Raw genomic sequence first — 21574 nt, forward strand, 5'->3', positions numbered from 1 at the left:
ACCCGAGCCGGCCGGGCCCCGTCTCCCCCACGGGGCCCGGCCACCCCTCCCCTCCCCTCCGACAAGGGGACCCCTCCGACAAAGGGAATCGCCGTGGCACATCTCAGCGTCGAGATGCTCGCAGCGGACGCGACCGCGCCCATCACCTCGGCCGGTCACGCACAGCTGGGCATCGCCGTCCTGGCGGGCATCGCCGTCCTCGTCCTGCTGATCACCAAGTTCAAGCTGCACGCCTTCCTGGCGCTGATCATCGGGTCGCTGGTGCTCGGCGCGGTGGCCGGTGCCCCGATGGACAAGGCCATCGCCAGCTTCTCCACCGGGCTCGGCGCGACGGTCGCGGGCACCGGCGTGCTGATCGCGCTGGGCGCCGTCCTCGGCAGGCTGCTGGCCGACTCCGGCGGCGCGGACCAGATCGTCGACACGATCCTGACCAAGGCCGGCGGGAGGGGCAGGGCCGAAGGCCCTTCCGGGGAAGGGCGGTGGCGGGCGACGGGCGGGCCGATGCCCTGGGCGATGGTGCTGATCGCCGGGATCATCGGGCTGCCGATCTTCTTCGAGGTCGGCATCGTGCTGCTGATCCCCGTGGTGCTGCTGGTCGCCAAGCGCGGCAACTTCTCCCTCATGCGCATCGGCATCCCGGCGCTCGCCGGCCTGTCCGTGATGCACGGGCTGATCCCCCCGCACCCCGGGCCGCTCGCCGCCATCGACGCGGTCAAGGCCAACCTCGGCGTCACCCTGGCCCTCGGCGTCGTCATCGCCGTCCCCGCCGCGATCATCGCCGGGCCGCTCTTCTCCCGCTACGCCGCCCGCTGGGTCGACATCGCCCCGCCCGAGAAGATGCTGTTCTCGTCCGGCCGGACCCCGGACGCCGGGGCCGACGCCACCTCCGCCGACCCGGCGAAGCGCCCGGGTTTCGGCATCACCGTCGCCACCGTTCTGCTGCCGGTGGTGATGATGCTGGCCAAGGCCCTGGTGGACGTCGTGGTGGACGACCCGAAGGACTCCCTCCAGCGGGTCTTCGACATCGTCGGCTCGCCGTTGATCGCGCTGCTCACCGCCGTCGTCGTCGCGATGTTCACGCTCGGCCGGTCGGCCGGCTTCACCCGTGGCCGGATCGCGTCCACCGTCGAGTCCTCGCTCGGCCCGATCGCCGGCGTGCTGCTGATCGTCGGCGCGGGCGGCGGTTTCAAGCAGACGCTGGTGGACTCCGGCGTCGGCCAGATGATCCTGGACGTCTCCAAGCACTGGAACATCTCCGCGCTGCTGCTCGCCTGGCTGATCGCGGTCGCGATCCGCCTCGCCACCGGCTCCGCCACGGTCGCCACGATCTCCGCCGCCGGCCTGGTCGCCCCCCTCGCCGCCCAGATGAGCACCACCCACACCGCCCTCCTCGTCCTCGCCATCGGAGCCGGCTCCCTCTTCTTCAGCCACGTCAACGACGCCGGCTTCTGGATGGTCAAGGAGTACTTCGGCATGACCGTCGGCCAGACCCTGAAGACCTGGTCCCTGATGGAGACACTGATCTCGGTGGTGGGGATCGTGGGGGTGCTGGGGCTGTCGTTGGTGGTGTAGCGGCGGCGGGGCGAGCCGCCGCCCGCCACCCGTTCCGTGCGGTCCGGCCCGTCGCTCGCGAAGAGCGGCGGGCCGGACCGCTGTTCGGGCCCCGGGTCGGTGTTGCGGGTAGGCCGTCTCAGGCCGCGACCGGTGCCGCGCCGAAGTGCGTCAGGAGCGCTTCCGTGAGTGCCGCCGTCGCGGACTCCGGGGGCGCTGCCACGGCTATGTACCCGTCCGGCCGGATGAGGAAGACGCCCGGGGTCGGGCCGTAGGCCGCCCGGAGGTGGCCATCGATGTCGAGGAGGTCGGGGGTGGGGCCGGTGGTGTGGAGGATGCGGAGGGGGGTGGTGCCGGCGGCCTCGTCGACGGCGCTGGTGTCCAGGTCCGGGGCGTCCACGGCGAGCACGGTGAAGTGGGGGCCGCGGAAGAGGGCGAAAAGGTGGGTTGGGGTGCCGTCGGGGGTGGTGCAGGGGGCGTCGGGGGCGCGGTCGCCGGCGGTGAGGGCGCCGTCCGGGAGGCCGGTGCGCAGTTCGCGGGTGAGCGGGCTTTCCGGGTAGCAGATGTCGAGTTGGTGCAGGTCGCGGCCGCGGTGGAGGCTGCCCGAGCGGTGCAGGCCGGTGCTGGTCTCCAGGATGCGGGCGGCGATCGGGCGGCGCTCGGTCCCGTAGGTGTCGAGGAGGGCGTCGGGGGCACCGTGCCGGAGCACCTGGCCGAGCTTCCAGCCGAGGTTGTAGGCGTCCTGGACGCTGGTGTTGAGGCCCTGGCCGCCGGCGGGGGAGTGGATGTGCGCGGCGTCGCCGGCGAGGAACACCCGGCCGTGGCGGTAGGCGTCGGCCATGCCCGCCTTGGGGCGGTAGAGGGAGGTCCACAGGACCTCGCGGACCTGGTCGCGGGTGAGGTGGGTGTGCTCGGCGACGAGGGCGCGGACCGCGTCGGGGGAGGTGTCCGGTTCGGCGGTGGCCGCGGCGGCGAGCATCTGGAAGCCGTCGGTGCCGGCCAGCGGGAGGAGGGAGAGGAAACCTCCGGTCGGCAGTGTCCAGCGGTGCCAGTGGTCGCGGTCCAGGCCGTCGAGGCGGACGTCGGCGAGGACCGCGTGGCCGGGGGCGAGTTCGGGGCCGCTCATGGGGACGGCGAGCTGCTTGCGGACGGTGCTGGCGCCGCCGTCGCAGGCGATGAGGTAGCGGGCGCGGACGGTGCGACGGACGGTGCCGGGGCCGGTGAGGTGGGCGGTGACGCCGTCCGCGTCCTGGGTGAACTCGGTGAGTTCGGTGGAGAGTTGGACGTCGCCGCCCAGCTCCCGGAGGCGGTCGTGGAGCAGCTCGACGTTGCGCCACTGGGGGAGCATCAGGGCGTTGGAGTAGGGGCTGGACGGGGTCGGGTCGACGCGCTCGATCATCTGGTGGGTCCGGACGATCCGGCCGTCCTCCCAGAATCCGATGGGCGGGTAGTCGCCGCCGGCGGCCTGCGCGGCGGGGAGCACGCCGAGGTCGTCGTAGACCTCCTGGGTGCGCGGCTGGACACCGGTGCCGCGGGCGCCCCGGGAGAGGGTGGGCTGCCGTTCCACGAGCAGGGCGGTCACGCCGCGGCGGGCGAGGTCGACGGCGAGCGCGAGGCCGGTGGGGCCGGCGCCGGATATCAGGACCTCGACGGCCGGCGTGGCGGCGTCCGAGGCGGTGGCCTCAAGGTCGTCCGCGGCGGCGGAGGTGCCGGCGAAGGATTCCTTAACGTTGTTAAGTGCCATACCGCGAGGCTGCCCTTAACGGCGTTAAGTTGTCAACCTTAACGGTGTTAAGTTGGGGGCATGGCTTCGCGCATTGACCGGGACTTGGTGGTGGCGACCGCCCTGCGGCTGCTGAACGAGGACGGGCTGGACGGGCTGCGGCTCCGGCGGATCGCCAAGGAGCTCGACGTCCAGGCGCCGGCGCTCTACTGGCACTTCAAGAACAAGCAGGAGCTGCTGGACGAGATGGCCACCGAGATCTTCCGGCGGCTCTTCCGGTCGGCGATGCCGGCCGGCGGACCCGGTCCGGACGGCCGGTGGCCGTCGTGGCAGGAGATGCTGCTGCACAGCTGCGCCGCGCTCCGCCGGGAGCTGCTCACCTACCGCGACGGCGGGAAGGTCGTCGCCGGTACGCGGATGACGGACGACAGCTTCGCCGCCCCGATGGAACTCTTCCTCAGCCACTTCACCGCGGTCGGCTTCACCCTGGAGGAGGCGGCCCGCGCCTGGTGGACCGCGTACAACTACACGATCGGGCTGGTCATAGAGGAGCAGTCGGTGCACCCCGACCCCGCGCACCCGGAGGCCCGCGACCCGGCCTACGACCTCGACGCGCGCGAGCGCCGGCTCGGCGGGACGTACCCGCTCGCCGCGCACGCCGGCCGGACGCTCTTCGGCGGCACGGAGGAGGCGTTCGAGGCCGGGCTGCGGATCATCGTGGCGGGCATCGCGGCGGAATACGCCAACCACCCCACACGAAAGGGGCGTTGAGCCGACCCGGGGGATCAGCGCCGTGGGGCGATGGCCCCGCGCAGGCGTGGTGTCAGGGGGCGTTCGACCCAGCGGTGGAGGGCCCACGCCAGGAGCAGCATCAGGCCGACGGTCAGCAGCAGCGTGGCGTACGAGGGGAGTCCGGCGCCGCGGTGGAGTGCGCCGATCACGACCCAGCCGAGGTGCTCGTGGACGAGGTAGAAGGGGTAGGTCAGCGCGCCGGCGACGGTCAGCCAGCGCCAGTCCGCCCAGCGGAACGCGCCCAGGGCGACGGCGGCGACCGCGGCGAAGCCGGCGGTGACGACGGCGATGACGACCGTCGCCGAGCGGTAGGAGAAGGCGTGCGCGGACGGCGGGTGCCAGAGGCCGGCGACCGCGTAGTGCTGTCCGATCAGCCAGCTGACCAGCACGATCGTCCAGGCGACCGGGTCCCGGTGGCCGAAGCGGTGCAGCAGGTACAGGCCGACGCCGCCGATGAAGAACGGGGCGTACTGCGGCATCAGGACGGTGTTGAGGAACGGCTCGTGGGAGGACTGGGCCAGGGCGGCGGCCAGTGTCCAGCCGGCGCAGAAGAGGACCACCCGGCCGCGGGTGGCGCCCGGCAGGACGACGCACAGTGCGAAGAGGGCGTAGAAGCGCATCTCGGCCCAGAGCGTCCAGCAGACGCCGAGGACCCGGTGCACGCCCAGCGGGTACTGGAGCATGGTGAGGTTCGTCAGCACCTCGCTGGGCGCGAGCGCCTTGAAGGCGACCCAGGGGAGCGCGAAGACGGCGGTGACGAGGAGGATCGCCGCCCAGTAGGCGGGGTACAGGCGGCCGATGCGGGAGGCGACGAAGGAGCGCAGGGGCCGCCCCCAGCCGCTCAGGCAGATGACGAAGCCGCTGATGACGAAGAAGATCTGGACGCCCAGGCAGCCGTAGGCGAACGCGCTGGAGAGGTAGGGGAACTGGTGGGCGGGGGAACCGCCCCAGGCCCGGGAGATGTCGCCGTTGCGGCCGCCGTAGTGGTACGCGGCGACCATGAGGGCGGCGATCAGCCGCAGTCCGTCCAGGGCGCGCAGGCGGGCGGCGCCGCCGGTGCGGCCGCGGCCCGGTACCGGGGTGTTCCGCGCGGTGGCCGCGCCGCCTGCCGGGGTGGCGTCCGCCGGGGTGGCGTCCGCGCCGCGGTCCGGTGCCGTCCGGGGCGCCCCGGACGGCGGAGAGGTGGTGGTCATCAGGCGGCGGCCCACTTCTTGAGACGGCGCTGCCTCAGTCGGCGCTGCACGGCCCGGGCGCGGCGCGCCACCCGGCGGAGGGCGGCATTGCGCGGGATGAACGACAGCTGGGACGGGATCGCGCCGGGCAGCGCCAGCGCGGTGAGCCGGCGGCGCTTGAAGTAGCGCCGGGTGTGCGGGCTCAGATGCGCGGCCAGATAGCGTTCGGCGGCCGGGCGCAGGTGCGGGTAGATCTGGTGCTGCATCGCGTAGCCGACGGCGGTGACCAGCGGGCCGACGTCCTGCGGGGCGGCGGTGGCGCGCGGGGCCGGGCTCCGGTCGGTGAGGTCCGGCACCAGCGCGTCCACCAGCGTCACCGGCACCCGGTTGCTGTTCTGATAGGGCGACAGGCGCTCCAGCAGCAGTCCGGTGCCGGTGCGGGCGACCGGCAGGCCGTAGAAGGCGGACGCGGTCAGCAGTGCGGTGGAGAAGCAGCCGGCCACCAGCGCGGGCCGGGCCCGCTGGTAGAGGACCTCGGCGAGCACCGGCCGGTCCAGCACGGTCAGCGAGACCTCCAGCCGCTCGGCCTCCCGCTCCAGCAGCCGCGACCAGCGGGCCGGCGCCGACGGGTGCGGCTTGAAGACGATCTCGCGGTGGCCCCGTTCGGCGGCGCCGCGCACCATCCGGACGTGCAGCTCCTCTTCCTCCTGCGGGGTGAGGATGGAGAGCGCCGACAAGTACTGGCCGAGCAGCAGCGCCGCGCCCTCCGGGACACCGGCCAGATCGCCCGACGCCTCGCCGTCGTCGGCGAGTTCGGCCAGCACCTTGGTGAAGGCGTCGGTGGGCACGACGACCGGCTCCACCCCGAACTCGGTGAGCAGCAGGGGCGTGAGGCCCGGCACCAGATCCAGGTGGAGCAGCCGGCCGATCCGGGTGCCGACCAGAGGATCGAGCTTGTTGCGGGTGGGGCCGTAGCTCATCAGCCCGTCGGCGTAGACGTCCACGGGGGCGCCGGGGAAGAGGTGGGTCAGCGCCAGCGCCGGGTTGACCTGGATCGACTCCACGACCAGTTCGACCTCGTCGTCGCCCAGCCCCCACAGCAGCCGCAACTGGCGCTCCCACAGCGGGACGTCGTCGGCGCGCGGGGACCAGCCGCCGGGGTGGAACGGGCGGATCGTCTCGTTCCAGGACAGCACCCGGTCGAAGCGGCCGCGCAGCCGCCCGAAACCGGGCATCGCGTCCAGCGCCGGGGTGGTCTCCGGAGTCGTCGCGTTGTTGCTGATCAGCAGCAGCCGGCGGTCGGCCGGGGCGAACAGGTCGGCGTCCAGGGCGGCGGCCAGGGTCGCCGCGCCGTAGAGGGTGGACGCCAGAAAGATCTGGGTACGGGGCCGGGCGGGCATCAGGCGGCGACCTCCGCGCTGGGGGAGGGGCGGCGGCGCAGTCGGCGCAGCCGGGACGCGCGCTGTACATCCATGGAATCCAGGGCTTCCTTCAGTACGTCCTGCGGCATGCGTTTCATGGCCGCGGCGCTCATCGCCCGCAATTTACGGGCGACCGCCGGCTCGAATCGTTCGATCGAACCGAGATGGTGGGAAATGATCGCGCAATAGGTGCGCACCGCCTTCGGCAGCAGCAGCTGCGCATCGCGGTCCCGAGCCGTTTCCTCGATCACCTGATCGAAAGCGCGGATGAAGTCCAATTGCCGGACGTCGCCGATCTGGGTCAGTGAGGAGGCCACCCCGCGTCGGTAGAAAACGCCCAACAGGCCCGTCACCGCCATCGATTTCGCCTCGCGGTGCAGCCGCCAGATCCACGGCCGGTCCTCCGCGGTGCGCAGCCCGTCGGTGAAGTGCAGCAGCCCGTCGTCGAGCAGCCGGCGGTGGTAGATCCCGGCCCAGGCGTAGGCGTAGTCCACCGAGGTGGAGCGGTCGGCGGGCAGGATCACGCTCCGCGGATCCAGCACCACCCCCCGCCGGCCGTGCGGGACCCGGTGCACGGTGCGCGCCTTGGCGGTGCACTGGACGTGGTCCGTCCGCACGAAGTCGCACCCCAACTCCTCGATGACGGAAAGGAGTTCGGGGAGGTGGCCGGGGGCCAGCCAGTCGTCCCCGTCGAGGAAGGCGAGGTACTCGCCGCGGGCCGCGTCCAGGCCGGTGTTGCGGGCGGTGGCCAGGCCGCCGTTCTTCTCGTGCCGCAGCACCCGGGCACCCGGGAGGTCCGCCGCGGCGCGGGCGAGGATCTCCGGCGTCTCGTCGCGTGAACAGTCGTCGACGAGCAGGAATTCGAAATCCCCGCGAGAGTTCGCCGCCAGGCTTTTCAGAGTATCGGGCGCGTATGTCTGCACGTTGTAGAACGGCACGACGACGGAGAGCTTGACCACCCCCGTGACGTTAGGTGCGGCGCCCGGCATTCGTCTTGACACGGTGCGTACTTGGCGGTGAACGAAGAATGGCGGGATGGTTAACCGCACCAGTGACCGGACGGTATGCGGGTGGGTTCGGTATGCGTCGGTCGGCTGTTAACCCGTTGTTGCTCCTCAGTTGGCCCGCCGACCGTCGCGCCTTCCTAGCGTCTTCGACGTGCCATCACGTACCCATTCCGCACCGCGGATCGCGGTGCTCGCCGACTCGGACACCCGATGGAAGTGGGGCGCGCTGACCGCGCGCCGCCTCGGCCCGGACGCCCGGCTCGACGGCTACCTCCTCCGCGGCCGCGCCACCCCCACCGTCCGCCAACTCGGCGAGGTCGGTGCCCGTGCGGACGCGCTGCGGGAGATCCGGGGCGTCGACTTCCTCGACCTGATGGCGCGCGGCGCCAAGGACGGGGACCGCCCCGGCTGCGACGTGCTGGTGCTGGCCTGCGTCGGCGGCGCCGTCCAGGCCATGCTGCACGGCCTCGCGCACGCCTGGCGCACCGTGGACCCCGCCGGGGCCCGCCGCCCCGTCGTCGTCACCGGCTATGTCGGCGTGGTCTACGAGAAGCTCGCCGACGGCCTGCTGCTGCGGCACGGCGCGGACGTGGTGCTCGCCAACTCCCGGCATGACGCGGAGCGGTTCCGCGCGGTCTACCGCGGCGTCGGCGCCCCGGACGGCAGCGTCGTGGAGTGCGCCCTGCCGTTCCTCGGCGGCGCCCCCTACGAGGAGCCCGCCGCCGCGGAGCGCGAACGCCGGCCCCGCACCGTGGTGTTCGCCGCCCAGCCCTCCGTCCCGGAGGACCGCGAGGGGCGGACGTACCTGCTGAGACGGGCGGTCGAGCACGCCCGCCGACACCCCGACCGCGAGGTGCTGGTCAAGCTCCGCAGCAAGCCCGGCGAGCACACCACGCACATCGAGGAACTGCCCTACCAGAAGCTCGCCGCCCGGATCCCCGGCGGACTGCCCGCCAACTGCCGCCTGGTGTACGGGAACATGAGCGAGGTCCTGGACCGCACCGACCTGATGGTCACGGTCAGCTCCACCGCCGCCCTGGAGTCCCTGCACCGCGGCATCCCCACCGCCGTCCTCACCGACCTCGGCATCCGCGAGGCCCTCGGCAACCACCACTTCCTCGGCTCCGGCTGCCTGGCCTCCTGGGACCAGCTCGACGCCGGCCACCGCCCGGAGCCCGACCCGGAGTGGCTGGCCCGCCAGGGCGTCGTCCGGAGCGTGGGGGCACCACCCGGACGAAGTCCGGGGGACTACGAGCACGCCTTCGACGCCGCCCGGGACCGGGTCGCCGAGCTGGCCGCCGCCGACCGGCTGCCGCCGCTCACCCCGTACTACACGGCCCGCACCGCCCCCGGCTACCTGCCCGGCATCCTCGCCCGCCACGGCCTGGACCCGCACGGCGCGCCGCTCGCCGGATACCGCGACGCGCCCCAGGAGACCGGCGGGCTGCGGCAGTTCGCCCGCACCACCGTCCGCGAGGCCGCCCGGGGCGCCTACCGGCACGGCGTCCAACGCGTCGCCCCGGCCATCCGCCGCTGGGGGCAACTGTGAGCAGCCGTCCCCACCCGACCGAGGAGAGCCCCATGCCCCCCACCGTTGTGGCCGTCATCCCCGCCCGCGGCGGCTCCAAGGGCGTCCCCGCCAAGAACCTCGCCGCCGTCGGGGGCGTGCCCCTGGTGGCCCGCGCGGTCCGGGCGTGCCGCGCCGCCCGGCTGGTCACCGACGTGGTCGTCTCCACCGACGACGCGGGGATCGCGGCCGCCGCGCGCGGCGCCGGCGCGGTGGTCATACGCCGCCCCGGCGACATCGCCGGCGACACCGCCACCAGCGAGGCCGCGGTCCGGCACGCCATGGACGCCTACGAGGCCCAAGCGGGCCGCCCGGTCGACGCGGTGCTGCTCGTCCAGTGCACCAGCCCGTTCCTGGTCAGCGAGGAGATCGACGCGGTGGCCGCGGCGGTCGTCGAGGGCGGCGCGGACAGCGCGCTGACCGTCGCCCCGTTCCACGGCTTCGTCTGGCGGGACGCCGAGACCGCCGAGGACGCCGCCCCCGGGGAGCCGGCCGACGGCGGCGGCCTCGGCGTCAACCACGACAAGTCCTTCCGGCCGCGCCGCCAGGACCGCCCGCAGGACCTGCTGGAGACCGGCGCCGCCTACGCCATGGACGCGGCCGGCTTCCGCCTCGCCGGCCACCGCTTCTTCGGCCGCACCGAACTCGTCCGCACCGACCCCGCCCGGGTGCTGGAGATCGACGACCCGCACGACCTGGCCCGGGCCCGTGCGCTCGCCCCGCTGCTGGACGGGCCCCGCCCCGGCGCGCCGGCCGGCTCCTCTCCCACCGCCCTCCCGACCAGTGACGACATCGACGCCGTGGTCCTCGACTTCGACGGCACCCAGACCGACGACCGGGTACTGGTCGACGCCGACGGCCGGGAGACCGTCGCCGTGCACCGCGGCGACGGCCTGGGGATCGCCGCACTCCGCCGCTCGGGACTGAAGCTGCTGATCCTCTCCACCGAGCAGAACCCGGTCGTCGCCGCCCGCGCCCGCAAGCTGAAGGTGCCCGTCCTGCACGGCATCGACCGCAAGGACATCGCCCTCAAGCAGTGGTGCGAGGAGGCCGGCGTCACCCCCGAGCGGGTGCTCTACGTCGGCAACGACGTCAACGACCTGCCCTGCTTCGACCTCGTCGGCTGGCCGGTGGCGGTCGCCTCCGCCCACGACGTGGTGCGCGGCGCGGCCCGCGCGGTCACCGCCACCCCCGGCGGCAGCGGCGCCGTCCGCGAGATCGCCGGCTGGCTGCTGGGCCCGTCCCTCTGAAGCCGCCCGCCCCCACGCACCCGCCCCGGCTCCCAGACCCCCCGACCCGTCCCCCGAACAGAACGAAGGAACCTCCCATGAGCAGCAACTCCCGCCTCCGCTCCCTCGGCGACCGCGAGGTCGGCCCCGGCCGCCCCGTCTACGTCACCGGCGAGATCGGCATCAACCACAACGGCGACCTGGAGAACGCGTTCGCGTTGATCGATGCCGCGGCGGACGCCGGCTGCGACGCCGTCAAGTTCCAGAAGCGGACCCCGGAGATCTGCACCCCGCGCGACCAGTGGGACATCGAACGCGACACCCCCTGGGGCCGGATGACCTACATCGACTACCGCCACCGCGTGGAGTTCGAAGAGGACGGCTACCGCGCCATCGACGAGTACTGCGGGAAGCGCGGCATCGCGTGGTTCGCCTCGCCCTGGGACGTCGAGTCCGTCGCCTTCCTGGAGAAGTTCGACGTGCCCTGCTACAAGGTCGCCTCCGCCTCGCTCACCGACGACGAGCTGCTGCGCGCCATGCGCGCCACCGGCCGCCCGGTCATCCTGTCGACCGGCATGTCCACCCCGAAGCAGATCCGGCACGCCGTCGAGGTCCTGGGCAGCGACAACATCGTCCTCTGCCACGCCACCAGCACCTATCCGGCCAAGGCGGAGGAACTCAACCTCCGCATGATCCACACCCTCCAGGCCGAGTACCCCAACGTCCCGATCGGCTACAGCGGCCACGAGACCGGCCTGCAGACCACCCTCGCCGCGGTCGCCCTCGGCGCCGCCTTCGTCGAGCGGCACATCACCCTCGACCGCGCCATGTGGGGCTCCGACCAGGCCGCCTCCGTCGAGCCGCAGGGCCTGACCCGGCTGGTCCGCGACATCCGCACCATCGAGGAGTCCCTCGGCGACGGCGTCAAGAAGGTCTACGAGAGCGAGCTCGGCCCGATGAAGAAGCTGCGCCGGGTCGCCGGCGTGGTCGCCGAGGCGGAGGCGGCCGAGGCCGCCGACCGCGAGCCGGCCACCGTCTGACCGACCCCGGGCCGACAGGAGTTCGCGACTTGAGCTCACCCGAAGGGACCCGCGCCGCCGGCGCCCCGGTCCCGCCCGAGGAGACGGCGGGGACTCCCGCCCGCCGTCTCCTCGGCATCCCCCGGCAGCGCAACCGGACCGAACCCACCGGTGACGACATGACCACGGCCTCTGCGGACACCGCTCGTGCGGACCCCGGCACCCTCGCCTTCGTCGAGAGCCCGGTCCAGCTGCTGAACGTCCTCGAATGGGCGCACACCGCGGCCCGCGCCGGCGAGCCCGCCGCCCTCACCGTCGTCGTGCTCGCCCCGCACGACCCGATGACCCGGGGCCAGCTGCGCCGGATGGCCGAACTCGCCCGCGACGAGGGCCACACCGTGCGCTGGGAGAACGCCCGCGGTGGCACCGCCGCCCCGCTGCGCACCATCGGCGGCCTCGCCCCGCTGCTCCGCCGGGCCCGGCGGATCGTCCTCGGCGACCCGTTCTCCCGCTACGTCCAGCTGCTGCTGGGGCTGGCCCGCGCCCGTGACCTGGTCGTGGTCGACGACGGCACCGCCACCATGGAGTTCATCGGCCAACTCGCCCGCGGCGAACGGCTGGTGCGCTGGCACCGGCACGGCTCCGGGCGGGGCCCCCGCGACCTGCTCTTCGCACCGTTCGCCGGCGCGGCCCGCCGCCGCCTCACGCCCGGCCCCGACGGCGCCCGGCGCCGCCGCACCGTCGCCCTCTTCAGTTCGATGCCGGTCCAGGCGCCCGACGGGATGGCCGTCACCGCCAACGACTTCGCCTGGACCCGCGGCCGCTTCGGCCCGCCGCGGCTGACCCGCACCGCCGACATCGTCGGCACCTCGCTCGTCGAGACCGGCGTCGTCGACCTCGACCGCTATCTCGCCGCGGTCGACCGGCTGGCCCGGACGCACGGCGCCACCCGCTACTTCGCGCACCGCCGGGAGCGCGCCGGCAAACTCCACCGGCTGGCCACCGAGACCGGTCTGGAGGTGGTCCGCCCCGACCTTCCGCTCGAACTGATCGCCCGCCGCGGCCCGGTGGGCCGGCTGATCCTCAGCTTCCCCTCCACCGTCGTGCACACCCTGCCACTGGCCCTCCAGGGCACCGGAGTCCAGGTCGCGGTCTGCGACATCGACCCCGCCTGGCTCACCGCACACGCCTCCCCGCGCGCCCAGGGCTTCCTCGACGGCGTCACCGGCACCGCACCGGACGTACGGCGACTGCCCGAGGCGGGGGCACCGCCCGCTTGCGAGGGAGAATCCGACCGAACCTGACAGCAAGCCATGAAGCCCTGACGAAGCCTTGATGGAACCTTGCTCCATACCCGTACCAAAAACTGTCCATGCACCCAGCTGCCTAAAATTTCTTCCCCTGAGGGGCTGAACTTTTGTTGATCGAGGGCCAGTTGCCCCGTTCGGGCCCGTAACCTTCAACGGGTGAACCAACTGATGTCCCGCACCGTCGAAGCCCCGCACGCCCCCGTCCTGCCCGGCACGCTCTCCGCGGCCCTACGCGCCGAACTCATCGCGTTCCGCCGCGACTTGCACATGCACCCGGAGCTCGGCAACCAGGAGTTCCGGACCACCGCGGCGATCAAGGACCGCCTGGAGCAGGCCGGGCTGCGCCCCCGTGCCCTCGCCACCGGCACCGGCCTCGTATGCGACATCGGTTCGGACGACGGCATCACGGCGAGCGCCGACGGAGCGGACGGCGCGGAGGGTGCGGCCGGCGGCCGGCTGGCCTTCCGCGCGGACATCGACGCCCTCCCCATCCCCGACACCAAGACCGTCGACTACGCCTCCACGATCCCCGGCCGCGCCCACGCCTGCGGCCACGACGTGCACACCACCGTCGTGCTCGGCACCGGCCTGGTCCTCGCGGAGCTGGCCCGGGAGGGCCGGCTGCCCCGCCCGGTGCGGCTGCTCTTCCAGCCCGCCGAGGAGGTCCTGCCCGGCGGCGCCGCCGAGGCCGTCGAGTGCGGGGTGCTGGACGGCGTCGGGCAGATCCTCGCGGTGCACTGCGACCCGCGGGTGGACGCCGGCCGGATCGGCCTGCGCACCGGCGCGATCACCTCCGCCTGCGACCGCCTGGAGATCACCCTCGAAGGGCCCGGCGGGCACACCGCCCGCCCGCACCTGACCACCGACATGGTCACCGCCGCCGCCCGGGTCGCCGTCGACGTCCCGGCGCTGCTCGGCCGCCGTGTCGACGCCCGGGCCGGCCTCGCCGTCACCTGGGGCCGCCTGGAGACCGGCCACGCCTGCAACGTCATCCCGCAGCGCGCCCTGCTCTCCGGCACCGTCCGCTGCCTGGACCTGGCCGCCTGGCGGCAGGCGCCCGACCTCGTCCACGCCGCGATCGACGAGGTCGCCACCCTGTACGGCGCCAAGTCCCAGATCGACTACGTCCGGGGCGTCCCGCCGGTCGTCAACGAACCGGACAGCGTCCAGCTGCTGCACGACGCGATGGCGGCCCGCCGCGGCGCCGAGGCCGTCGAGGACACCGAGCAGTCCCTCGGCGGCGAGGACTTCTCCTGGTACCTCGAACACGTCCCGGGCGCCATGGCCCGCCTCGGCGTCCGCCCGCCCGGCGAGCTGAGCAGCCTCGACCTGCACCGCGGCGACTTCGACGTCGACGAACACGCGATCACCGTGGGCGTGGAGCTGTTCACCGCGGCGGCGCTGCTCTGAGCCCTAGGGCGCTTCTGACGGATCTCCGCGGCGTCCACGGAGATCCGTCAGAAGCGCCCTAGCCCGGCGGCGACCGTAAAGATCGCGCCACACCCCGCCACCTCGGGCGGCCGGCCACTGGTCGGCCGCCCGCCGTGTTTCCGGCCGGTTCCCTGAGAGACGAATCGATAACGGCGACGCCATGGAGGGTTTTGCGCCAGGTCTACGCGCGTTAATCTCCCGACAAGCCAGCGCCACTGGGGGCGCTTACAGCGAAGGGAAGGCCCCGTGGGTCGGGTCATCAGGGTTGTCGCCGCGGCCACCGCCACCGCGTGTCTCGCGCTCACCGCCACCGCCTGCGGCCAGAGCTTCGCCGAGGCCAACCGCGCGACACACGCGGGGGTCGGACTGGCCTTCGACATCGGCGGGCGGGACGATCACTCGTTCAACGAGGCCGCCGCCCGCGGTACGGAGAACGCCCAGCAGCAGCTGGGCGTCAAGGTCAAGATGCTCACCGCGAAGAACGGCGAGACGGAGGCCGACCGCGAGCAGCGGCTGACCTCCTTCGCCGAGGCCGGCTACAACCCGGTGATCGGGGTCGGCTTCGCCTACAGCCAGTCCGTGCAGAACGTCGCAAAGGACTTCCCCGACACCAACTTCGGCATCGTCGACGCGGTGCCGACCGGCAAGAACGTCGACGCCATGGTCTTCGCCGAGCACGAGGGTTCGTACCTGGCCGGCGTCGCGGCCGCGCTGAAGAGCAGGACGCACAGGGTCGGCTTCATCGGCGGCGTGAACAACGCGCTGATCCAGAAGTTCCAGGCCGGCTTCGAACAGGGCGTGCACGACACCGACCCCAGGGCCAAGGTCGTCTCGCAGTACCTGTACCCGAACAACGACAAGGGCTTCAACGACCCGGCCGCGGCCAAGGCCAAGGCCCAGGGCATGCTCGACAGCGGCATCGACGTCATCTACTCCGCCGCCGGGCAGTCCGGCGCCGGCTCGATCGAGGCGATCAGCAAGGTCAAGGGCGCCTGGGCGATCGGCGTCGACTCCGACCAGTACCGGCAGCCGGGCCTGGCCCGCTACAAGAACCACATCCTCACCTCCGTGGTGAAGAACGTGGACGTGGCGGTCTTCGACCTCATCAAGAGCTACCAGCAGCACCGGCCGCTGACCGGCGTCCACACCTACGACCTGAAGCACGGCGGCGTCTCGCTGGCCACCTCCGGCGGCTTCATCAAGGACATCCAGCCGCAGATCGACGCGGCCCGGAAGAAGATCATCGAGGGGCAGGTGAAGGTCAGGGAGACGCCGAAGTCGTAGCCCCCCGGGGGCGCGCCCGGGCGCCCCGCGGGGCCGCCGCCGGCCCCTCGTCCCCCTCCACGCTCCGTCCCCGCGGCCGTCCGCTTCTTCCGCTTCCGCTCCTTCGTCCCTGAGGGGAGTGCGCCATCAACGCAGCACCCACCAGCAGCAGCCCGCCCCGCCCGGAGGCCCCTGCTGTCGAACTCCGGGGAATCACCAAAAGGTTCCCCGGCGTCGTGGCCAACCACGACATCCACCTCACCGTCCGCCGCGGCACCGTCCACGCCCTCTGCGGCGAGAACGGCGCCGGCAAGTCGACCCTGATGAAGATCCTCTACGGCATGCAGAAGCCGGACGAGGGCACCATCGCGCTCGACGGCGAACAGGTCGCCCTGCACTCCCCGGGCGACGCCATCGCCCGCGGCATCGGCATGGTGCACCAGCACTTCATGCTCGCCGACAACCTCACCGTCCTGGAGAACACCGTCCTCGGCGCGGAGAAGCTGCACGGCATCGGCGGCGGCGCCCGCGCGCGGATACGCGAGCTCTCCGACGCCTACGGCCTCAACATCCGCCCGGACGTGCTCGTCGAGGACCTCGGCGTCGCCGACCGGCAGCGGGTGGAGATCCTCAAGGTCCTCTACCGCGGCGCCCGGACGCTGATCCTCGACGAGCCGACCGCGGTCCTCGTCCCGCAGGAGGTCGACGCGCTCTTCGACAACCTGCGGGAGCTGAAGGCCGAGGGCCTGACCGTCATCTTCATCTCGCACAAGCTGGGCGAGGTGCTCTCGGTCGCCGACGACATCACCGTCATCCGGCGCGGCACGACCGTCGCGTCCGTCGAACCGGCCGCGACCACGCCCAAGCAGCTCGCCGAGCTGATGGTCGGCAGCGAACTGCCGTCGCCGGAGACCCGGGAGTCGACCGTCACGGACGAGGAGATGCTCGCCGTCCGCGACCTGCGGCTGTCGGCCACCGATTCCGACGGTGTGGTCCGCACGGTGCTGGACGGCATCTCGTTCACCATCCGCAAGGGCGAGGTGCTGGGCGTCGCCGGCGTCGAGGGCAACGGGCAGGCCGAGCTGGTCGAGGCCGTCATGGGCACCCGCACGCCGGACGGCGGCACCGTCACCCTGGACGGCAAGGACCTCTCGCGGTCCTCCACCCGCGCCCGGCGCGAGGGCGGCATCGGCTACGTCCCCGAGGACCGCCACCGGCACGGCCTGCTGCTGGACGCCCCGCTGTGGGAGAACCGCATCCTCGGCCACGTCACCGAGCGCCCCAACAGCAAGGGCCGGCTCCTCGACCTGGCGGGCGCCCGCCGGGACACCGAGCGGATCGTCGCCGAGTACGACGTCCGCACCCCCGGCATCGAGGTCACCGCGGCCTCGCTCTCCGGCGGCAACCAGCAGAAGCTGATCGTCGGCCGCGAGATGAGCCACCACCCCAAGCTGCTGATCGCCGCCCACCCCACCCGCGGGGTCGACGTCGGCGCCCAGGCGCAGATCTGGGAGCAGATCCGCGCCGCGCGCCGGGAGGGCCTGGCGGTCCTGCTGATCTCTGCCGACCTGGACGAGCTGATCGGGCTGTCCGACACCCTGCGGGTGATGTACCGGGGCCGACTGGTCGCCGACGCCGACCCCGCCGTGATCACCCCGGAGGAGTTGGGCTCCGCCATGACCGGTGCCGCCAGCGGCCACCTCAGCGCGTCGGACGAGACCGTCGCCGCGCCGGGAGGTGACGAGAAGTGAGCACGTCCACCACCACGTCGACGGCCCGGAAGAACCCGGCCGTCGACGCCCTCGCGCGCGGCGCCGCCCGGGACAGGGTCCTGCTGGCGCTGGCCGCGCCGGTGCTGGCGATCGTCGCCGCGATAGTGATCAGCTCGCTGGTCTTCCTGGCGTCCGGCGAGAACCCGTTCCGGGCCTACGGGATCATGGCCGACTACGGCCACTACAGCGACAGCCAGGTCTGGATCATCAACAAGGCGGTGCCGTACTACCTTTCGGCGCTCGCGGTGGCCATCGGCTTCCGGATGAACCTGTTCAACATCGGTGTGGACGGGCAGTACCGGCTGGCCGCCTTCGCCGCGGCCGCGGTCGGCGGCGCCGTCGCGCTGCCCGGCGCCCTCCAGATCATCCTGCTGATCGCCATCGCGATGCTGGTGGGCGCGATCTGGTCCGCCGTCGCGGGTCTGCTGAAGACCACCCGCGGGGTCAGCGAGGTGATCACCACGATCATGCTGAACTCCATCGCGGCCTCCGTGATCGGCTACTTCCTCCAGGACGGGCGGCTCGCCGTCAAGGACGGCAACCTCCTGCACACCACGTTCCTGCCGGAGTCCGCCCACTTCTTCTCCTTCCCGACCCACCCCAAGCCGGTCGAGGGCTTCGTGGTGGTCGCGGTGATCGCCGGCGCCCTGTACTGGTTCCTGATCAACCGCACCCGCTTCGGCTTCGACCTGCGGGCGGTGGGCGCCTCCGAGCCGGCCGCCGAGGCCAGCGGCGTCAGCGTCAAGCGGATGGTCGTCATCAGCATGCTGCTGTCCGGTGCCGCGGCCGGCCTGGTCGGCATGCCGACCCTGCTCGGCGAATCGTTCCAGTACGGCACGGACTTCCCGGCGGGCATCGGCTTCACCGGTATCGCCATCGCGCTGCTCGGCCGCAACAACCCGGCGGGGATGGCCTTCGGCGCACTGCTGTGGGCGTTCCTCGACCGCACCGGCTCCCGGCTGGAGTTCGAGGGCTACGCCCAGGAGATCGTCGGCGTCATCCAGGGCGTGATCGTGCTCTGCGTGGTCATCGCCTACGAGGTCGTCCGCCGCTACGGGCTGCGCCTCCAGCAGCGCAAGGTCGGCGAGGAGCTGGCCGTGCTGGCCCGCACCGGCGACGGCACGAACGGGACCGGCGCCGCCGGCGACAGTGACAAGCCGGAGGTGACGGCGTGAGTACCGAACTCAAGTCCGCGGCGCGGCCCGCGGCCCCCGGCACGGGTGCCGGGAAACGGAAGCTGAGCTACCACTGGATCCTGCTGATCGTCGCCGGCGCGCTGGTCGCGGTCTCCGCGCTGCGGGCCGTCACCGGCGCCCAGGACCTCACCTCCGCCGGCCAGTTCGGGGCCGCGCTGAGTGCTGCCGTGCCGATCGGGCTGGCGGGTCTGGGCGGTCTGTGGGCCGAGCGGGCCGGCGTGATCAACATCGGCCTCGAAGGCATGATGATGCTCGGCTCGTTCGCGGCCGGCTGGGTGGGCTGGCAGCACGGCCCCTGGCTGGCGGCCGCGGCCGGCATCGTCGGCGGCGCGCTCGGCGGCCTGGTGCACGCCGTCGCCACCGTCACCTTCGGCGTCGACCACATCGTCTCCGGCGTCGCGATCAACATCCTGGCGCTGGGCGCCACCCAGTACCTGGCGACCCTCTGGTTCGGCCAGGAGCACAGCGCCGCGATGCTGGCCGGCGGCAACGACAAGCAGTCGCCGCCGATGTCCGACATCCCGACCTTCACCGTCCCCGGCCTCGCGGACTGGCTGAACGGCATCGAGGGCCACCACTGGTTCCTGGTCTCCGACCTCGCCGGGGTGCTCGGCGCCGCGGTCACCGGCGTCCCCTGGCTGACCGTGGTGACCGTCGGCCTCTTCGTCGGCACCTTCTTCCTGCTCTGGCGCTCGTCGTTCGGCCTGCGGCTGCGGTCCTGCGGCGAGGCCCCGCTCTCCGCCGAGACCCTGGGCGTCAACGTCTACGCGTACAAGTACGCGGCGGTCCTGGTCTCCGGCGCGCTGGCCGGCCTGGGCGGCGCCTTCCTGGCGATAAGCGTCCACTTCTACCAGGACGGCCAGACCGGCGGCCGCGGCTACATCGGCCTGGCCACGATGATCTTCGGCAACTGGCGGCCGGGCGGCGTCGCCCTCGGCGCGGGCCTGTTCGGCTTCATGGACGCCATGCAGCTGCGCAGCGGCGGCCCCACCGTGCACGCCCTCCTGCTCGGCCTGGCCGCGCTGCTCGCCGGGCTGGCACTGGTGCGGCTGCGCGCCGCCAAGCGGGCCCAGGCCGCGGTCGCCGCGGTGGCCGCCGTCGTCCTGGTCGTCTGGTACGCCCTCTCCGACAGCGTTCCGCTGGAACTCGTCGAGGCCAGCCCGTACATCGCTACGCTGCTGGTCCTGGCGCTCTTCTCGCAGCGCCTGCGGTCCCCGAAGGCGATCGGCAAGCCGTACCGCCGGGGCCAGGGGCACTGACGGAAGACACGAAGACAGACACGAAGACCGACACGAAGGAAGAACCGCACGCATGACGCACCAGGTGCCGGTCGACTGGACCGCACTGCGGACGCAGGCCCGGGACGCGATGTCCCGGGCCTACGCCCCTTATTCCGGCTATCCCGTCGGCGCCGCCGCCCTGGTGGACGACGGCCGCACGATCACCGGCTGCAACGTCGAGAACGCCTCCTACGGTCTGGCGCTGTGCGCCGAATGCGGCCTGATCTCCGCCCTGTTCGCCGGTGGCGGGGGCCGGCTGACCGCGTTCACCTGCGTCGACGGCAGGGGCGAGCTGCTCGTCCCGTGCGGCCGCTGCCGGCAGCTCCTCCACGAGCACGGCGGCCCGGAGCTGCTGGTCGACACCGCCGCCGGCATCCGCCCGCTGTCGGAACTGCTGCCGGACGCCTTCGGCCCGGGACACCTGGCGGAATGACGGCGGGCGGGGCCGTGCGGGCGTGGGGCGGCGCCGCCCGCCGCCCGCCCTGGCAACCGCCGCGTCTATGCGTGTAGAACGGGACCCAACCGTTCGAAAGGAACCGTCCATGGACGCCATCTCCGTCATCCGCACCAAGCGCGACCGCGGCGAGCTGACCCCCGCCCAGATCGACTGGGTCATCGACGCCTACACCCGCGGCGAGGTCGCCCACGAACAGATGTCGTCCCTGGCGATGGCCGTCTTCCTCAACGGCATGAACCGCCGGGAGATCGCCCGCTGGACCGCCGCCATGATCGCCTCCGGCGAGCGGATGGACTTCTCCTCCCTGGCCCGCCCCACCGCCGACAAACACTCCACCGGCGGCGTAGGCGACAAGATCACCCTCCCCCTGGCCCCCCTGGTCGCCGCCTGCGGCGCCGCCGTCCCGCAGCTCTCCGGCCGCGGCCTCGGCCACACCGGCGGCACCCTCGACAAGCTGGAGTCCATCCCCGGCTGGCGCGCGCAGCTGAGCAACGACGAGATGCTGGCCGTCCTCCGCGACGTCGGCTCGGTCATCTGCGCCGCCGGCGACGGCCTCGCCCCCGCCGACAAGAAGCTCTACGCCCTCCGCGACGTCACCGGCACCGTGGAGTCCATCCCCCTCATCGCCTCCTCGATCATGTCCAAGAAGATCGCCGAGGGCACCGGCTCCCTCGTCCTGGACGTCAAGGTCGGCTCCGGCGCCTTCATGAAGCACCTCGACGACGCCCGCGAACTCGCCTCCACCATGGTCGAGTTGGGCACCGACCACGGTGTGAGGACGGTCGCCCTCCTCACCGACATGGCCACCCCGCTCGGCCGCACCGCCGGCAACGCCCTCGAAGTCCGCGAATCCGTCGAGGTCCTGGCCGGCGGCGGCCCGCAGGACGTCGTCGATCTCACCCTCGCCCTCGCCCGCGAGATGCTCGACGCGGCCGGCCTGCCCGACGCCGACCCGGCCAAGGCCCTCGCCGACGGTTCCGCCATGGACCACTGGCGCCGCATGATCACCGCCCAGGGCGGCGACCCCGACGCCGCGCTCCCCGTCGCCCGCGAACAGCATGTCGTCACCGCCGAGCGGACCGGCGTCCTCACCACCCTCGACGCCTACGCCGTCGGCCTCGCCGCCTGGCGCCTGGGCGCCGGCCGCGCCCGCAAGGAGGACCCGGTCCAGGCCGGCGCCGGCATCGAACTCCACGCCAGGCCCGGCGACCAGGTCACCGCCGGCCGGCCCCTCCTCACCCTCCACACCGACACCCCGGAGAAGTTCGCCTACGCGTTGGAGGCCCTGGAGGGCGGCATCGAGATCAGCGTGCCCGACGCGGCCTTCGAGGCCCGCCCGGTGGTACTGGAACGGATCGGCTGACCTGCGGGTTTCCCATTCGGG

The 21574-nt window shown here is 72.8% G+C and carries 17 protein-coding genes; 13 read left to right on the top strand and 4 right to left on the bottom strand.

The window, feature by feature from the left end; translation table 11 throughout:
- The first annotated feature begins 93 nt into the window (after positions 1-93).
- A complete protein-coding gene (locus K2224_RS10495; RefSeq protein ID WP_221906305.1) occupies positions 94-1572 on the top strand; it encodes a gluconate:H+ symporter in 1479 nt (492 codons plus the stop codon).
- 118 nt (positions 1573-1690) lie between these two features.
- Here K2224_RS10495 and K2224_RS10500 read toward each other — a convergent pair whose 3' ends face one another.
- A complete protein-coding gene (locus K2224_RS10500) occupies positions 1691-3295 on the bottom strand; it encodes an FAD-dependent monooxygenase (RefSeq protein ID WP_221906306.1) in 1605 nt (534 codons plus the stop codon).
- Positions 3296-3355: 60 nt separating this feature from the next.
- Between K2224_RS10500 and K2224_RS10505 the strand changes: the two genes are divergently transcribed.
- Positions 3356-4045 (top strand): TetR/AcrR family transcriptional regulator C-terminal domain-containing protein, encoded by a 690-nt coding sequence (locus tag K2224_RS10505; RefSeq protein ID WP_221906307.1) that lies wholly within the window; start codon positions 3356-3358, stop codon positions 4043-4045.
- 14 nt (positions 4046-4059) lie between these two features.
- Here K2224_RS10505 and K2224_RS10510 read toward each other — a convergent pair whose 3' ends face one another.
- From K2224_RS10510 to K2224_RS10520, 3 genes are read right to left on the bottom strand one after another with little or no spacing between them, the layout of a single operon-like run.
- Positions 4060-5259: an acyltransferase gene (locus K2224_RS10510; protein WP_221906308.1), complete on the bottom strand. Its 1200-nt coding sequence runs from the start codon at positions 5257-5259 to the stop codon at positions 4060-4062.
- Entirely contained in the window at positions 5259-6638 is a 1380-nt protein-coding gene (locus K2224_RS10515) for an alpha-2,8-polysialyltransferase family protein (protein ID WP_221906309.1), read from the bottom strand. Before K2224_RS10515 ends, K2224_RS10510 begins: the two co-directional genes overlap by 1 nt.
- Positions 6638-7618 carry a glycosyltransferase family 2 protein gene (locus tag K2224_RS10520; RefSeq protein WP_221906310.1) on the bottom strand — a complete coding sequence of 327 codons (981 nt, stop codon included), beginning with the start codon at positions 7616-7618 and terminating at the stop codon, positions 6638-6640. The genes K2224_RS10515 and K2224_RS10520 overlap by 1 nt, the downstream gene beginning before the upstream one ends.
- Before the next feature lie 199 nt (positions 7619-7817).
- On the opposite strand from K2224_RS10520, the gene K2224_RS10525 reads away from it, so the two are divergent.
- From K2224_RS10525 to K2224_RS10575, 11 genes are all read left to right on the top strand, one after another.
- On the top strand, positions 7818-9215 hold the full coding sequence (locus K2224_RS10525; RefSeq protein ID WP_221906311.1) for a DUF6716 putative glycosyltransferase: 1398 nt from the start codon (positions 7818-7820) through the stop codon (positions 9213-9215).
- 32 nt (positions 9216-9247) lie between these two features.
- Positions 9248-10483: an acylneuraminate cytidylyltransferase gene (locus K2224_RS10530; RefSeq protein ID WP_221906312.1), complete on the top strand. Its 1236-nt coding sequence runs from the start codon at positions 9248-9250 to the stop codon at positions 10481-10483.
- A 77-nt stretch (positions 10484-10560) separates the two neighbouring features.
- On the top strand, positions 10561-11502 hold the full coding sequence (locus tag K2224_RS10535) for an N-acetylneuraminate synthase family protein (RefSeq protein ID WP_221906313.1): 942 nt from the start codon (positions 10561-10563) through the stop codon (positions 11500-11502).
- Positions 11503-11531: 29 nt separating this feature from the next.
- A complete protein-coding gene (locus tag K2224_RS10540) occupies positions 11532-12785 on the top strand; it encodes a hypothetical protein (protein WP_399018226.1) in 1254 nt (417 codons plus the stop codon).
- 174 nt (positions 12786-12959) lie between these two features.
- On the top strand, positions 12960-14201 hold the full coding sequence (locus tag K2224_RS10545; protein WP_221909567.1) for an amidohydrolase: 1242 nt from the start codon (positions 12960-12962) through the stop codon (positions 14199-14201).
- A 267-nt stretch (positions 14202-14468) separates the two neighbouring features.
- On the top strand, positions 14469-15506 hold the full coding sequence (locus K2224_RS10550; RefSeq protein WP_221906314.1) for a BMP family protein: 1038 nt from the start codon (positions 14469-14471) through the stop codon (positions 15504-15506).
- A 215-nt stretch (positions 15507-15721) separates the two neighbouring features.
- Positions 15722-17236: an ABC transporter ATP-binding protein gene (locus K2224_RS10555; protein ID WP_221906315.1), complete on the top strand. Its 1515-nt coding sequence runs from the start codon at positions 15722-15724 to the stop codon at positions 17234-17236.
- On the top strand, positions 17233-18432 hold the full coding sequence (locus K2224_RS10560; RefSeq protein ID WP_260692489.1) for an ABC transporter permease: 1200 nt from the start codon (positions 17233-17235) through the stop codon (positions 18430-18432). The genes K2224_RS10555 and K2224_RS10560 overlap by 4 nt, the downstream gene beginning before the upstream one ends.
- Complete coding sequence (locus K2224_RS10565) at positions 18429-19712, top strand: ABC transporter permease (RefSeq protein WP_221906316.1); 1284 nt, start codon at positions 18429-18431, stop codon at positions 19710-19712. The genes K2224_RS10560 and K2224_RS10565 overlap by 4 nt, the downstream gene beginning before the upstream one ends.
- Positions 19713-19764: 52 nt before the next feature.
- Positions 19765-20166 (top strand): cytidine deaminase, encoded by a 402-nt coding sequence (locus K2224_RS10570; protein ID WP_221906317.1) that lies wholly within the window; start codon positions 19765-19767, stop codon positions 20164-20166.
- A 109-nt stretch (positions 20167-20275) separates the two neighbouring features.
- Positions 20276-21553, top strand: a complete 1278-nt coding sequence (locus K2224_RS10575; RefSeq protein ID WP_221906318.1) for a thymidine phosphorylase — start codon at positions 20276-20278, stop codon at positions 21551-21553.
- Positions 21554-21574: the final 21 nt, after the last annotated feature.

Source organism: Streptomyces sp. BHT-5-2 (assembly GCF_019774615.1).
Classification (GTDB): Bacteria; Actinomycetota; Actinomycetes; order Streptomycetales; family Streptomycetaceae; genus Streptomyces.

Bases quoted from the DNA above. Each gene is read 5' to 3' on its own strand.
- K2224_RS10500 (WP_221906306.1), bottom strand. From the start codon at position 3,295: ATGGCACTTAACAACGTTAAGGAATCCTTCGCCGGCACCTCCGCCGCC.
- K2224_RS10505 (WP_221906307.1), top strand. From the start codon at position 3,356: ATGGCTTCGCGCATTGACCGGGACTTGGTGGTGGCGACCGCCCTGCGG.
- K2224_RS10510 (WP_221906308.1), bottom strand. From the start codon at position 5,259: ATGACCACCACCTCTCCGCCGTCCGGGGCGCCCCGGACGGCACCGGAC.
- K2224_RS10515 (WP_221906309.1), bottom strand. From the start codon at position 6,638: ATGCCCGCCCGGCCCCGTACCCAGATCTTTCTGGCGTCCACCCTCTAC.
- K2224_RS10530 (WP_221906312.1), top strand. From the start codon at position 9,248: ATGCCCCCCACCGTTGTGGCCGTCATCCCCGCCCGCGGCGGCTCCAAG.
- K2224_RS10535 (WP_221906313.1), top strand. From the start codon at position 10,561: ATGAGCAGCAACTCCCGCCTCCGCTCCCTCGGCGACCGCGAGGTCGGC.
- K2224_RS10545 (WP_221909567.1), top strand. From the start codon at position 12,960: ATGTCCCGCACCGTCGAAGCCCCGCACGCCCCCGTCCTGCCCGGCACG.
- K2224_RS10570 (WP_221906317.1), top strand. From the start codon at position 19,765: ATGACGCACCAGGTGCCGGTCGACTGGACCGCACTGCGGACGCAGGCC.
- K2224_RS10575 (WP_221906318.1), top strand. From the start codon at position 20,276: ATGGACGCCATCTCCGTCATCCGCACCAAGCGCGACCGCGGCGAGCTG.